We start from the raw sequence: 14199 nt of genomic DNA, 5'->3' as shown, positions 1-14199 counted from the left end.
TGTCACAGCCCGCGCGCCCAAAGCCGCGCGTCAGCGCGTCGCTCCTCGCATGAAGCCGTTGTAGATGAAGCGCTGCAGGAACAGGAAGACGATCAAAGTCGGCAGGATGACGAGCACCGCGCCCGCCGAGATCGTCTCCCAGTGGGCGCCGAAGGGGCCCTTGAAGCGGAACAGCGACGTCGATATCACGCCAAGATCCTCGGACGGCATGTAGAGGAACGGGATGTAGATGCCGACCTCCGACTCGTTGTCGGGCAGCCCCTGGTCCGGCTCCTGGGACCGCCACCCGAACGACCCGGCGCACGGCACACACCACTCGTGGGAGGTGTGGAACCGGAACGACGATGCCGACTACCGCCTCGAAGTCCCCCGTTTCGTGGCCGAGTTCGGCTGGCAGGCACCACCCGCGTACGCGACGCTGCGGCGCGCGCTGCCCGGCGAGACGCTCGCCCCCGACTCCCCCGGCATGCCGCACCACCAGAAGGCGGACGACGGGAACGGGAAGCTGGAGAGCGGGCTTGCCCGGCACTTCCAGCCGTGGGACGGGAACTTCGATCGGTGGCACTACCTTTCCCAGGTCAACCAGGCGCGGGCCGTCGCCGCCGGGATCGAGCACTGGCGCTCGCACTGGCCGGTGTGCGCCGGCACGATCGTCTGGCAGCTCAACGACTGCCGGCCGGTGACGTCCTGGGCGGCGATCGACGAGGACGGGCGGGCGAAGCCGCTCTACCACGAGCTGCGCCGACTGTACGCGGACCGGTTGCTGACGCTGCGACCACGTGGCGGGGGGCTGATGTTGGCCGCCGTCAATCAGTCCGCGCAGGCCTGGCGGAGCCCCCTGACCCTGCGGCGGATGTCCGTGGAGGGCGTGACCGTGGCCGAGGCGGCCGTCGGTCTGTCCGCCGCCGCGCGTACGGTCGCCGAGATCCGCGTACCGCGGGATCTGGAGCCCGTCGGCCCGAAGGAGTTCCTCGTGGCCGACGCCGATGGGCTGCGCACCCTGCACTTCCCCGCGGCCGACCGCGAAGTCCCCTACCCGAGGCAGGAGTTCGACGTGACAGTCGCGCCCGGGACCGTGACCGTGACGGCCCGCACCCTCGTACGGGATCTGCTGCTGCGAGCCGACCGGCTGGATCCCGCCGCCGAGGCGGACACCGGCCTGGTCACGCTGCTGCCCGGCGAAGAGGTGACCATCGGCGTGCGCGGCTGGGAGACTCCCGACGTCGAGATCGCCCGATCAGCCCTGTACTGCGTGGAGCCGGCCCGATGACCACACCCCGTGTCACCATCAAGGACGTCGCCGCACGCGCCGGCGTGTCCAAGGGGGCCGTCTCGCTCGCCTTCAACCACAAGCCGGGCCTCGCGGACGCCACCCGGGACCGGATCTTCGCGGCGGCGCGGGAGCTGGGCTGGGCGCCGAACCTCGCGGCGCGGTCGCTGTCCAACTCGCGTGTCGACGTGATCGGGCTCGCGATCTGCCGGCCGGCCAAGCTGCTCGGGCTCGAACCCTTCTACATGGAGTTCATCTCCGGGGTGGAGAGCGTGCTGACCGAGCGTTCGTGCTCGCTGCTGCTGCGCCTCGTACGGAATCTGGAGGAGGAGGTCGGGCTGCAGGACGCCTGGTGGAAGGGGAGGCAGATCAGCGGATCGATCCTGGTCGACTTCCGGGCGGACGACCCTCGGGTGGCGGCGGTGGAACGTCTTCGGATGCCGGTGGTCGCCGTCGGACATCCCTCCCTGACCGGCAGCCTCACCTCCGTGTGGACCGACGACGCCACCGCCGTCACGGAGGCCGTGCGGTATCTCGCGGCGCTCGGGCATCGACGGATCGCCCGCGTGGGCGGGGCGGCGGCGCTGGGGCACACCTCCATTCGTACAGCCGCGTTCGACGAGGCGGCGCGGGTGCTGGACCTCGCCGGGGCGTGGCAGGTCGCCACGGATTTCTCGGGCGACGCGGGGGCTCGGGCTACGCGCTCCTTGCTGACCGCGGCGCCGCCCGATCGGCCGACCGCGATCGTGTACGACAACGACATCATGGCCGTGGCGGGTCTCTCGGTCGCCGCCGAGACGGGCTTGAGGGTGCCCGGCGATGTGTCGCTGCTCGCCTGGGACGACTCGCAGCTGTGCCGGCTCACTCATCCCACGCTGTCCGCCATGAGTCATGACGTGCACGGATTCGGGGCCGACGTGGCCCGTACGTTGTTCGGGGTGATCACCGGGGAAGGGCCCGGCTCGCATCCGGTGCCTACGCCCGTTCTTACACCTCGGGGGTCTACCGCGCCGCCGCGCGGGTAGCCGCTGTGGGCAGTCGTTGCGCTGGGGCGGAACTGGCGGCAGAGCCTGCGGCGCCGGGTGTCGCTCGCAGACACGCCAAGGTGTGTGACGTTCACCGCTCCGGCCGAGGGGACTGGGCAGCTTGGTTACCCACAAGTAGCATGGGGCCTGAGCGCGCGCTCAGCGCTTGCGCATCGCAGCAGTGCCATCCCGCATCTGGAGGAGAGCCATCGTGCCTCGTACCGTCAGGGACGTCGTCTTCGTCGACGGCGTCCGCACCCCGTTCGGCAAGGCGGGCCCGAAGGGCATCTACCACGAGACCCGCGCCGACGATCTCGTCGTGAAGGCCATCCGGGAGCTGCTGCGCCGCAACCCCGGTCTCGACCCGAAGAAGATCGACGAGGTCGCCATCGCCGCGACCACGCAGATCGGTGACCAGGGTCTGACGCTGGGCCGTACGGCCGGCATCCTCGCCGGGCTCCCCCAGTCCGTCCCGGGCTACTCCATCGACCGCATGTGCGCGGGCGCGCTGACCGCCGTCACCACCACGGCCGGTTCGATCGCCTTCGGTGCGTACGACGCCGTCATCGCCGGTGGTGTCGAGCACATGGGCCGCCACCCGATGGGCGAGGGCGTGGACCCGAACCCGCGGTTCGTCAGCGAGAAGCTGGTCGACGAGTCCGCCCTGTTCATGGGCATGACCGCGGAGAACCTGCACGACCGCTACCCGCACATCACCAAGCAGCGCGCCGACGAGTACGCCGTGCGCTCGCAGGAGAAGGCCGCCAAGGCGTACGCCAACGGCAAGATCCAGCAGGACCTGGTGCCGATCTCGGTGCGCAACACCAACGCGGAGGTCGGTGAGACCGGCTGGGGCCTGGTCACCGCCGACGAGCCGATGCGTCCGGGTACGACGCTGGAGAACCTGGCCGGTCTGAAGACGCCGTTCCGCGTCCACGGCCGCGTGACGGCCGGTAACGCGGCCGGTCTGAACGACGGTGCGACCGCCTCGATCATCGCCTCCGAGGACTTCGCCCGCGAGAACAACCTCCCGGTCAAGATGCGCCTGGTCTCGTACGCCTTCGCGGGCGTCGAGCCGGAGGTGATGGGCTACGGCCCGATCCCGGCCACCGAGAAGGCCCTCGCCAAGGCGGGCCTGTCGATCGAGGACATCAACCTCTTCGAGGTCAACGAGGCCTTCGCCGTCCAGGTCCTGGCCTTCCTCGACCACTACGGCATCGCGGACGACGACGCGCGCGTCAACCAGTACGGCGGCGCCATCGCGTTCGGCCACCCGCTGGCCTCTTCCGGCGTCCGGCTGATGACGCAGCTGGCCCGCCAGTTCGAGGAGCAGCCGCACGTCCGCTACGGCCTGACCACCATGTGCGTCGGCTTCGGCATGGGCGCGACGGTCATCTGGGAGAACCCGCACTTCGACGGAGGCAACAAGTGAGCACCACCGCTGAGCTCCTGAAGGGCGCGGCCGAGCTGTTCCCGGACGAGGTCGTGACGTCCGCGCACGTACGTCACCTTGATCTGCCGTTCGGCGCCGGGCGTTTCGCGCTCATCACGCTGGACAACGGCTTCGACCACACCAAGCCGACCACCTTCGGCCCGGCCTCGCTGGCGAACCTCAACACCGCCATCGACCAGGTGGAGGCGGAGGCCGCGGCCGGCGACATCGTCGGTGTCGGTATCACCGGCAAGCCGTTCATCTTCGCGGTCGGCGCCGACCTCAAGGGCGTCGAGCTGCTCAAGAAGCACGAGGACGCGCTCGCCATCGGCAAGGGCGGCCACGAGGTCTTCAAGCGCCTCGCGGGCATCGCGGTCCCGACCTTCGCGTACTACAACGGCGCGGCGATGGGCGGTGGCGTCGAGGTCGGTCTGCACTGCGAGTACCGCACGGTGTCGAAGGCCCTGCCTGCCTTCTCGCTGCCCGAGGTCTTCCTCGGTCTGGTCCCCGGATGGGGCGGCTGCACGATCCTGCCGAACCTGATCGGTGCGGAGAAGGCCGTCTCGGTGATCATCGAGAACTCTCTCAACCAGAACAAGCAGCTCAAGGGTCAGCAGGTCTTCGACCTCGGTATCGCCGACGCGATCTTCGAGGGCGCCGACTTCCTGGAGCAGTCGCTGCTGTGGACGGCGTCCGTCCTCAAGGGTGACGTCACCGTCGAGCGCCCGGAGATCGACCGCGGCGAGGCCTGGGACCAGGCCGTCGCCAAGGGCCGCTTCATCGCCGACGGCAAGGTGCACGGGGCGGCTCCGGCCGCCTACCGCGCGCTGGACATCATCGCCGCGGCCAAGGACGGTGACCTGCAGAAGGGTTACGACGCCGAGGACGTGGCGCTCGCCGACCTGATCATGGGTGGCGAACTGCGCTCCGGCATCTACGCGTTCAACCTGGTCCAGAAGCGCGGCAAGCGCCCGGCGGGTGCGCCGGACAAGTCGCTCGCGCGTCCGGTCACCAAGGTGGGCGTCGTGGGCGCCGGCCTGATGGCCTCGCAGCTCGCCCTGCTCTTCCTGCGCCGCCTCGAGGTGCCGGTCGTGCTGACCGACATCGACCAGGAGCGCGTCGACAAGGGTGTGGGCTACGTCCACGCCGAGATCGACAAGCTGCTGAGCAAGGGCCGCGTGAACCAGGACAAGGCCAACCGCCTCAAGGCCCTGGTCACCGGTGTGCTGGACAAGGCCGAGGGCTTCTCCGACGCCGACTTCATCATCGAGGCCGTCTTCGAGGAGATCGGCGTCAAGCAGCAGGTGTTCGCGGAGGTCGAGGCGGTCGCCCCGGCGCACGCGATCCTCGCCACCAACACCTCCTCGCTGTCGGTGACGGAGATGGCGTCGAAGCTGAAGAACCCCGAGCGGGTCGTCGGCTTCCACTTCTTCAACCCGGTCGCGATCCTCCCGCTGCTGGAGATCGTCCGCGGTGAGACCACCGACGACGCCTCCCTTGCCACGGCGTTCGCCGTCGCCAAGAAGCTGAAGAAGACCGCGGTCCTGGTGAAGGACGCCCCGGCGTTCGTCGTCAACCGCATCCTCACCCGCTTCATGGGCGAGATCCAGAACGTCATCGACGAGGGCACGCCGGTCGAGGTCGCGGAGAAGGCGGTGGAGCCCCTGGGCCTGCCGATGTCTCCCCTGGTCTTGCTCGAGCTGGTCGGCCCCGCGATCGGTCTGCACGTCTCGGAGACCCTCAACCGGGCCTTCCCGGACCGCTTCACGGTCTCCCCGAACCTCGCGGCCGTCGTCAAGGCGGGCAAGCGCGGCTTCTACGTGTACGACTCCGGGAAGCCGGAGCTCGACCCCGAGGTGGCCGCGCTCCTCAAGCAGGGCGATGTCGTCCTGACCGAGGAGCAGGTCCGTGACCGCGTCCTGGACGCCGTCGCCCAGGAGATCGGGCTCATGCTCGACGAGGGTGTCGTCGCCGAGGCGCAGGACATCGACCTCTGCCTGATCACCGGTGCCGGCTGGCCCTTCCATCTGGGTGGGATCACTCCCTACCTGGACCGCGAGGGTGTCTCCGAGCGGGTGAACGGGAAGCGGTTCCTGGAAGCCGGTGTGGCTTCCGTCCCCGCGTAAGCGCTCCGCTGTGTTTGTCGGGTGCCCTGCACGCCAACTGGTGCGCAGGGCACCCGGCGTTACTGCCGGGCCAGAGTTTTTCGCCCCCTCCGCCCCTACCCGTCCCGTCCCTGGGAGGCTCCGCCCCCCCAGACCCCCCTAAAAGACTGCGCAGTTCCCCGCGCCCCTAAAGGGGCGCGGGGAACTGCGCGACAAGCCCCCACTCGGCCGCAGCCGAAAGGCTGGTACGGGACGGGTAGGGGCGGAGGGGGCGAAAAAAATCCCCTCACACCGGGCGCCACGCCTCCAGGGCCAGCCCCGGTTCGTCCTTCCGTCGGGTGAGGAGCAGTTCCCCGCTCCCGGGGGAAAGGCTCGCCGCGACCACCCTCCCGTCCTCGTCCTCCGCCAGTGACACCCGGGCGTCGGCGGGGAGTTGGGGGCCCGACTCGGCCCACCAGGCGCCCGCCGACTCCTGCTCGGTCGGGTACGCGGCGAAGACGACGCGGCCACTCGCTGAGCGCTGGGCGAGCAACGTGCAGTCGTAGCCGTCGAGTTCACAGCGAATGGCGGAGACGGGTCCGGGTCCGGCGCTGGCGAGCACCGGCACGGGCTTGCCGCCCGGGCGCCAGGCGCACAGGTCGCCCGCCTCGTCGGTGAAGAAGACGGTGGTGGACTCCGGGGAGGTGGCGAGGGCCCGGAGGGTGCCCGGGCGGATCGGGGTCTCCAGGGCTTCCTCCAGGACCGGTTGCGCGCCCGGCTCCTCCTGGCGCCAGTGCAGGATGCCGCCCGGGACGGCCGCGTACAGCTCGACGCGTCCGGACTCGCCCGTCACCGCTGCCAAGTCCTCCTGCACCTCACGTCCCTTGAGGTCGCGCCAGGGATCCCAGCCGCCCTTCTCCTTCTGGGCCACCATGCTCACTCCGCCGCCCTTGTTGCGTACGAAGACATGGGCGCGCCCCTGCGCGTCCACCGCGACGGCGGGCGAGCCGGTCCGGCCCCCCGTCCTGTCGGGGTGCCCGATCGGGTTCCAGTCGAGGGCGGCGAGGCGCGGCCGGAAGTGCGTGGAGTGCACGAGGCCCGACTCGTCGCGGACCGTCGGGCGCCACGAGACGAGGTGGGCGTAGCCGTCGGGGCCCTGGCCCACGGCGAGCACGGGATGCAGACGTTGGTCGCCGCCCACGGTGCGCGGAGGGTCCCAGGGGCCGCCGGGGCCGCGCTCGGCCCGGCAGCGGACGGCGGCCTCCGACAGCAGGTAGACACTGAGCCTGCCGTCGCGGCCGCGTATGAGCCAGTCGCCGTTCACCGGTTCACTTTAATCGGGGGCGGGCCCGTCACCGAGACCCTCCCCCAAGCTCACGGCCTCGCTCGAGCAGGGGGACACCCGTCGCCCGCTCACAGGCGCTTGGCGCTGCGGAACAGCTCGGCGTAGAAGCCGTTGCCGTCGATGCGGGAGACACCGCCCTTGTCGCCGATCGTCGGGCCGTTCTGCTCCTTGCGGCTGGAGACGAAGACCTTGTGTCCCTCGGCGTCCAGCCCCAGGTAGAGGGCGACGTGGTCGATGTGGTCGGCGGTGCGGTGGTCCATCTTGAAGAACAGCAGGTCGCCCGGCTGCAGCGTGTCGATGTTCTTCGGGCGGGTGTACCAGGGGGCGGAGCCCTGGAGCTTGATGATGTCGACGCCGACCTTGGAGCGGGCCATGCCGTTGGCCGAGCGGGGCAGGCCGTCGCCGAGGGTGTCGGTGGCCATCAGCGGGTAGCGGGACCGGTAGCCCCACACCATCCGCATGAAGCCGGAGCAGTCCAGCGCGCGGTAGCGCTCCTTGCGCGGCTCCATCGTGGTCCCGTTGCGGAAGGTGTACGGGATGCCGAGGTAGTCGTAGAAGTCGTTCTGCTCCAGGCGGTCCACACCGTCCGCCTTGTACGGGCCGAACACCGCGTCGCCCTCGTACGGCACGCCCGTGGAGTCCTTCTTCACCGGCGCGCCCTGCACGTACTGGAAGGCGATCGCGAAGACGTCGTCCTCCTGGCTGCTGTAGTACTGCTTGAACCAGTCCTTGAACCACTGCTGGTTCTGGGCGCCCTTGGTCCAGGGCTCCGGCATGAGACGGACCCAGTCGTCGGTGACCACCTTGGTGCTGGTGTTGGCCGGTTCGGTGAAGGTGCGGGACGGGCCCTTGAGGGTGGCGGTGCGGGCGCCGTCGGTGAAGGTGGCGATGACCGCGCCCCTGGCGTCGCGCAGCACGGAACGCGCCGGGTCGTTCAGCCGCTCCCAGGTCTGCTTGCCGGTCGCCTTGCCCGAGTTCTGCAGGGCGTTGTCGGTGACCGTCTGGGCGGCCGGGACCTTCGCCTGTTCGTCCTTGCGCAGTTCGTACGTGAAGTACGCGCTGCCCGCGAGCAGCGCGAGCACCGTCGCCGCATGGACGACGGGGCGGCCTTTGCGCTTCGGCATGGTGAGGGCTCCTGGTATGCGTCGGGAACAGGCGGGCTCAGGCGGAGGGCATGGCGCCCAGCAGGATGCCGGCGGTCAGCACCACATACGTGGCGAGGGTGACCGATCCGACGGACAGCAGCGTCGCGCCCTTGGGCTGGCGGACCAGTTGGTAGCCGATCAGGCCCGGGACGATGAACCCGAGCGTCTGGTTGGCGTACAGCAGTGGGAACTCCATCTGCAGCACGATGATCACGGTGGCCTGGATGAGCACGCCGCTGAGCACCACAGCCGCGAACAGCCGCTTGCCGTACAGGATGACGAACTTCTGCATGAGCAGCGTGGCGAGGTACGTCAGGACGGTCACGCCGACCACCAGCGCGGCCCGCTGCAGGTCCTCGATGAGGGTGAGCGCGAGCCATCCGGGCGTGATCATGCCGCCCGGCGACAGGTTGGTCGTCAGGTAGCACATCAGCGAGAACATCAACCCCAGGCCGATGCCGATCGCGGCGATCTCGGGGGTGAGGACGGAGGGGATCAACGCTGTTCTCCTGGGCTGTGCCACTGCTGGCTGTCGTCGGCGGAAGGCTGGGGAGGAATGCGGGGCTCGAACAGCCCGCGGGACGGGCCCTGTCCGAGCGAGGGGCCGCCTTCCGGGTGCGCCTGCGGCGCGGCGGGGGCGGGCTGGTCACCGTGGTACTGCTGCGTCCAGGCGTCGTCCGGATACGGCTGGCCGTATCCCGTCTGGCTCGCCCGCTCCGGGTCCGGGTACGGGTACGGGTATACGGCGTCGCGCTGCACGGGGAGCTGCTGGACGTACGGCTGCTGCGCGTAGCGCGACTCGTACGCCTCCGGGTAACCCTGGTACGGGTCGATGCGGGGCGCGTACAGCTGCACGGTCTCGACGTGCTCCACCACGGCGGGCGCCGTCCCGGCGCGGCCGGCCGGGGCTTCGGCCACGGGCTCGTCGGCGCTGTCGTCCGGCGGGAGTTCGGCGAGGTGCTCCAGCAGATTCTCGCCCTGGCCGTGGATGTTGCCGATCGCGACCAGCGAGGAGTCCGGGCCGAGCTGCTCCAGCAGCTTGGCCATGAACTCCTCCGGGTCGCGCTTGTCGCCACCGAGGTCGACGGCGCGCGAACGGAACTCGGCGGGGATGGCGTCGATGGCGGACTTGGCCGGGTGGCCGATGACGAAGACGCGCTCGGGGTCGAGGTCGGGGATGATCTCGCCCATCTGCCCGTTGCGTTCGACTCGGTCGGGGCGGCAGTTGATGACCACGTTGAGCGGGCGGTGGATGGCGCCGAGGTCGAGCAGCTGGTTGATGTTCATCAGCGTCGACTCGGGGTCGTTGGCCGCGAAGACGTTGGCGAAGCGCACCTTCTTCCCCTCGGGCGTCAGATAGCGCTCGACGGAGAGGACACCGGGGTCCGGCGGGGCCTCGTACATACCCTTCAGTGCCGTCTCCCGGTCGATGCCGAGGAGTTCGGCGACGGTCAGCGCGATGGCCACGTTCTCCTTGAAGGTGAACCAGCTGAAGCCGCGCAGCTCCTCGTCGCTGACCGTGTCCGGGTCGGCGTAGATGAGCCGGCAGTTCCGGGCGTCGGCCTCCTCCTGGAGGATGTCGAAGCGGTCCTTCTCGGCGGTGACGCAGATGCCGTCCTCCGGCATCGAGCGGCACAGCGAGCGCGCCACGTCGTCCAGGGTGGGGCCCATCTCGGCAAGGTGGTCCTCGCGGACGTTGCACAGCACGCCGATCGTGGAGCGGATCAGCTTGGACTGGTTGATCTCCTGCAGGGCCGGCATGACGGCCATGCATTCGATGACGAGCGCGTCCGGCTGGTACGCGGCGGCGCGCCGAACGATGCCGATCTGCTCGACCACGTTGGCGATGCCGAACTTGCGGTAGACCGGCTCCTCGGTGGCGTCCGGGTGGATGAAGCGGGCCGCGGTGCCGGTGGTCTTGGCCACGGTCGTCAGCCCGCCGCCGCGCAGGGCGCCCGCGCACAGCCGCGTGATGGACGACTTGCCGCGGATGCCGTTGACCAGAACCCGGCTGGGTATGTGGTCCAGGTTGGTGAAGTGCCGCCGCTGCTCCACGATTCCCGCGACGAGCAGGATCGCGCAGCACACCAGCAGCACGGTGTAGAGGAAGAGCACGGGTGATCAGTTCCTTGTGTACTGCTGCGGCGCGGACGCCTGGGGCGGGGTGCGGCGGGGCTGCTGCCGGCGCTGGTCCTGCAGCTGCTGCCGGATGAGTTCCAGGGAGCGGGTGACCGCGCCGACCTCATCGTGGTGCTGCGGGAACAGCACGGTCTTGCGGTCGCCGCCGGCCAGCGCCTCGGCCCGGTCGGCCAGCGAGCGCAGCGGCCGGGCCACCACGATGTGCAGCCAGCCCAGGCAGGCGACGGCCGCGGCGGCGCCGAGCAGTCCGGCGAGCACGGTGCGGTTCTGGGCGTCGTACTCGGGGATGGCGAGCCGGTTGGCGGGCTGCCAGCTGACCACGCTCCAGCCGAGGGACTCGGCGGGGCCGCTGCCGGCGAACGGGGCGGCGGCGGCGATCCGCACACCGTGCTCGCGGTAGAGCACCCCGTTCGCGCGGGCCTTCTTGCCGAGCCGCTGGGCGCTGGCCGCGACCAGGTCCTTGAGGTGGTCGTCGGGCAGCCCCTGGAAGGCGAGGAAGCCGGTGTTGCCGGCGATGACCTTGTTGTGGTCGTCCACGAGGCGGACCACGCCCATGCCCGGCCGGGTCAGCAGGGCGTTGAGGAACTCGACGCGGAACTCGCCGACCAGCTGCGCGCCGTCCCGGCCGGGGATATCGGCGTTGGCGACGACGACGGGCTCCTTGCCGCCGCGGCCCAGCAGCCGGATCGGGGTGTCGGAGACCCGGTGGGAGCGGATCATCTTGGGGTCCTTGCCCTTCCGGGCCAGGATCTCGCCCGAGGAGTCGACGACGTAGAGGGAGCGGTAGCGCCGGTTCTCGTCGAGGGTGCGTTCCAGCACCTTCTCCATGGCCTCGGGTTCGGTGCGGTTGCCGATGAGGGAGCCGACCGACTCCAGGTCGGCGCTGCCCTCGTTGAGCGCGCGGCGCACCCGGTCGCTGAGCGTGTCGGTGCGTTCGCGCTGGTCGCTGACGAGCTGCTGCGGTACGACAGCCGTGCTGTCGGCGCGGTTGATCAGCAGCATCAGCGGTGCCGACCAGGCCAGCAGCAGCACCGCGCAGACCGCGAGCAGGGCCCGGGTGCCGATCCGGCGCAGTCCGCGCGGGCGCGGCGTGGGGCGGGTGGCGTCGGCGCTCTCGCCGAGCAGCTGGCGGCGCAGCTGTTCCAGGGAGTGGCCGACGCGGCGCGCCTCGCCGTAGCCGGGGACGGTGACGGGCCGGGTCAGATCGCCGCGGGTGAGTCGGCGGGACTCCAGGAACAGCCGGATCAGCGGGCGCTGCACGGTGCCCAGCAGCACCGCCACGGCGATGGCGCCGACGACGAGGAGCGCGCCGCCCGCCAGCAGGCCGACCACCAGGGATTGGGTGCGCGTGGGGTCCTCGGCCACCTTGACCATGGCCACCACGGACAGGCCGAGGCCTGAGGCGGTGGTGACCTCCCCGGGGTCGGGTGCGGCCAGCGTGGCGTATCCGGCGACGGACCGGTCGCTCAGCACGTGCCCGCCGACCAGGCTGCCGCTGACGCCCTGGTAGCCGCCGGTGCCGGGCTCCTTGCTGCTGCGCGGGTCCTGCCGGGCCTTGCGGGCGGCGAGCTGGGCGAAGTCCTTCAGCTGCTTGCGGGAGAGCTTGATCTCCTTGCGGTCGGTGCTGGTGCGTACCTGCTCGGGCTCGGGAATGCCGTCGCTGCTGAGGATCGCGCCGTCGCGGTCGACCACGGCGATGGAGCGGAACTGGCCGAGGCTGATGCCGGGGAACGTCAGGTTGTTGGAGGCCACGAGCAGCAGCTGCGGTTTGCCCGGCCACGACAGCAGCGCGAAGGACAGCAGGCGCGCCTCACCGTTCTTCAGCTGGACCATGCGCGGCGCGAGTCCGCCCTCGTCGCCGAGAGCGGAGGCGTTCACCGAGGTCAGCGGGACGGTCTCGCCGCGGGCCGCGACCAGCTTGCCGGTGCGGATCTCGACGACGGCGGTACCCGTCCACTTTTGGTAGGTGCTGCCGAGCTTGTCCAGGACGGCGTCGCCGGAGACCGGCTGGCCGGCGCTGAACAGCGCGGCGGACCGGGTGAGGTCGGTGACGGACTCGTCGATGGAGGCACGCAGCGCGATGGCGCCGTCCTCCGCGAAGTGCTGCTGAGAGGTCTGCACCGCTTTCGGCACCCCGCCGTTGTCGACGCGGCCCAGCACGAGTGCCGTGATACCGGCGAGTGACAGCAGCAGCACCGACAGGACCGCGATCGGCGGGCGGATGCCTCCGATCAGCGACATATCGGCTCGTCGGCGAGCTCGGTGCTGCCGCGACGGGGGCGGTGACGCCAAGGGAGGGTCCTCTCAGGGCGTGCGGGTGATCGGTCCGCACGAGGAAGCCGGGACATGTTTCGAATCTGTGTGCACTAGGGGCACAACTGTTGCTCAGGTGTATCCACAGCACTCAGATAGGTAAGAGCCCCATCAAGTTGCGCACTTACCCATGTGATCTGCGCAACATCCGCGTTTATGCAGCTAGTTCTGGGCAAACGTGCGGGTCATTCGGTCGGCCGCCGCCGTCAGGGCATCGGGGTCAGCGGCTTCAGACCGTCCTTGGCCGCGCCGCGGTTGTACAAGGTGCCCTCGGTGCGCTCGAAGGCGAGCCGCAGCCGGGCCCGCTGCCCGTCGGTGAGGTCGTGGTCGTCCCGGAGCGCGGTGGGCACGTCCAGCAGGCGGTAGTCCCGGACGTCGTCGTCGCCGTACGTGGCCTTGCCGCCGTCCGTGGCATTCTCGGCGTCCGGCGGGATCTGCAGCATCGTCGGCTCGAAACGGGGCTGGACCTCCCAGTGGCCCTTGCCGTGCTCGGTGAACGTGAACCATCCGATCACGCCCTCCTCGGTCAGCCCCGTCGGCTGCTCGTGGCGGGCGATCTGGTTCCCCATGCCGTATACGACCCAGAGGCCGTCGACCTTCTCCATCGGCTGGACGACGTGCGCGTGGTGGCCGATGACGAGGTTGATGCCGGTGTGGTGGGCGAGCTGCCGGGCGAAGGAGAGCTGCGTGGCGGTGGCGCTCGGCTCATGCTCGTGGCCCCAGTGCAGGGAGAGGATCACCACCTCGGCGCCGGCCTTGCGGGCCCGCTGCTCAGCGTCCTTGATCCGGCCGAGGCTCTGCTGGTTGGCGACCCACGGCTTGCCCTTCGGCATCTGGTGCGGCTCATTGAAGCCGTACGCGAACGATATCTGCGCGACCTTCACACCCTTGACGTTCATGATCAGCGGGGTGAGCGCCTCCTTCTGGGTGCGGAAGGAGCCCGTGTGCTTCACGCCGGCGGCGTCCAGCGCGTCCAGGGTGCGCTTCACTCCGGTGTACCCGTGGTCGAGCGTGTGGTTGGAGGCGGTGGAGCAGGTGTCGTAGCCGAGGTCCTTGATGGTCTTCGCGGTCTGCGGCGGCACCTGGAAGTCCGGGAACCCCTCGAACGGACCCTTCTCGGTGCCCATCACCGGCTCGAAGTGGCAGATCGCCAGGTCGGCCTTGCTGATCACCGGCTTGATCCCGGCCATCATCGGCCCGAAGTCCAGCCCGGCCACGCCCTTGCCGGTGCGCTTGGCGTCCTTGCGGGCCTGGTCGACCAGCTCGGGATGCATCAGGATGTCCCCGGCCGCCGCGACGGTGAAGGAACGCCCGCCGCCCTGGTCGCCCCCGTCGTCCGAGGTGAGGCCGCAGCCGGCGACGGCGGCGGCGAGGAGCGGGATCAGCAGGGTCAGCAGGGTGCGGCTACGGCATTTGTTCACCGGGATATCTTGATACAACCATGAG

At 70.1% G+C, this 14199-nt stretch carries 10 protein-coding genes and 1 pseudogene; 4 read left to right on the top strand and 7 right to left on the bottom strand.

All coding sequences use genetic code 11. From position 1 onward, the window contains the following. Positions 1-30: 30 nt before the first annotated feature. A pseudogene (locus AB5J53_RS36340) lies at positions 31-228 on the bottom strand (carbohydrate ABC transporter permease); the annotation flags it as partial. 1 nt (position 229) lies between these two features. Between AB5J53_RS36340 and AB5J53_RS36335 the strand changes: the two are divergent. The 4 genes from AB5J53_RS36335 (at position 230) to AB5J53_RS36320 (ending at position 5853) form a co-directional block, all read left to right on the top strand. Beyond that, entirely contained in the window at positions 230-1270 is a 1041-nt protein-coding gene (locus tag AB5J53_RS36335) for a hypothetical protein (RefSeq protein WP_369252959.1), read from the top strand. Next, positions 1267-2295, top strand: coding sequence for a LacI family DNA-binding transcriptional regulator (locus AB5J53_RS36330; protein ID WP_369249834.1), 1029 nt, complete (start codon positions 1267-1269; stop codon positions 2293-2295). The genes AB5J53_RS36335 and AB5J53_RS36330 overlap by 4 nt, the downstream gene beginning before the upstream one ends. 211 nt (positions 2296-2506) lie before the next feature. After that, positions 2507-3727, top strand: coding sequence for an acetyl-CoA C-acyltransferase (locus AB5J53_RS36325; RefSeq protein ID WP_369249833.1), 1221 nt, complete (start codon positions 2507-2509; stop codon positions 3725-3727). Continuing rightward, positions 3724-5853, top strand: a complete 2130-nt coding sequence (locus AB5J53_RS36320; RefSeq protein WP_369249832.1) for a 3-hydroxyacyl-CoA dehydrogenase NAD-binding domain-containing protein — start codon at positions 3724-3726, stop codon at positions 5851-5853. The genes AB5J53_RS36325 and AB5J53_RS36320 overlap by 4 nt, the downstream gene beginning before the upstream one ends. Before the next feature lie 265 nt (positions 5854-6118). Here AB5J53_RS36320 and AB5J53_RS36315 read toward each other — a convergent pair whose 3' ends face one another. From AB5J53_RS36315 to AB5J53_RS36290, 6 genes are all read right to left on the bottom strand, one after another. Then, entirely contained in the window at positions 6119-7135 is a 1017-nt protein-coding gene (locus AB5J53_RS36315) for a hypothetical protein (RefSeq protein ID WP_369249831.1), read from the bottom strand. An 89-nt stretch (positions 7136-7224) separates the two neighbouring features. Then, a complete protein-coding gene (locus tag AB5J53_RS36310; protein WP_369249830.1) occupies positions 7225-8280 on the bottom strand; it encodes an NlpC/P60 family protein in 1056 nt (351 codons plus the stop codon). A gap of 37 nt (positions 8281-8317) precedes the next feature. After that, a complete protein-coding gene (locus tag AB5J53_RS36305; protein WP_145486594.1) occupies positions 8318-8800 on the bottom strand; it encodes a poly-gamma-glutamate biosynthesis protein PgsC/CapC in 483 nt (160 codons plus the stop codon). Then, positions 8797-10416 (bottom strand): poly-gamma-glutamate synthase PgsB, encoded by a 1620-nt coding sequence (pgsB, locus tag AB5J53_RS36300; RefSeq protein WP_369249829.1) that lies wholly within the window; start codon positions 10414-10416, stop codon positions 8797-8799. The genes AB5J53_RS36305 and pgsB overlap by 4 nt, the downstream gene beginning before the upstream one ends. 6 nt (positions 10417-10422) lie before the next feature. Further along, complete coding sequence (locus tag AB5J53_RS36295) at positions 10423-12681, bottom strand: HAMP domain-containing protein (RefSeq protein WP_369249828.1); 2259 nt, start codon at positions 12679-12681, stop codon at positions 10423-10425. A 278-nt stretch (positions 12682-12959) separates the two neighbouring features. Then, the gene (locus AB5J53_RS36290) at positions 12960-14174 is read right to left on the bottom strand and encodes a CapA family protein (protein WP_369249827.1); all 1215 of its coding nucleotides are present in this window, start codon (positions 14172-14174) and stop codon (positions 12960-12962) included. Positions 14175-14199 lie beyond the last annotated feature (25 nt).

Origin of the sequence: Streptomyces sp. R41 (assembly GCF_041053055.1) — a bacterium.
In the GTDB taxonomy this organism is placed as follows: domain Bacteria; phylum Actinomycetota; class Actinomycetes; order Streptomycetales; family Streptomycetaceae; genus Streptomyces.
The sequence above is the reverse complement of the archived record's forward strand: the minus strand, read 5'-3'. Positions and strand labels throughout refer to the sequence as shown.

Bases quoted from the DNA above. Each gene is read 5' to 3' on its own strand.
- AB5J53_RS36335 (WP_369252959.1), top strand. From the start codon at position 230: ATGCCGACCTCCGACTCGTTGTCGGGCAGCCCCTGGTCCGGCTCCTGG.
- AB5J53_RS36330 (WP_369249834.1), top strand. From the start codon at position 1,267: ATGACCACACCCCGTGTCACCATCAAGGACGTCGCCGCACGCGCCGGC.
- AB5J53_RS36310 (WP_369249830.1), bottom strand. From the start codon at position 8,280: ATGCCGAAGCGCAAAGGCCGCCCCGTCGTCCATGCGGCGACGGTGCTC.
- AB5J53_RS36295 (WP_369249828.1), bottom strand. From the start codon at position 12,681: ATGTCGCTGATCGGAGGCATCCGCCCGCCGATCGCGGTCCTGTCGGTG.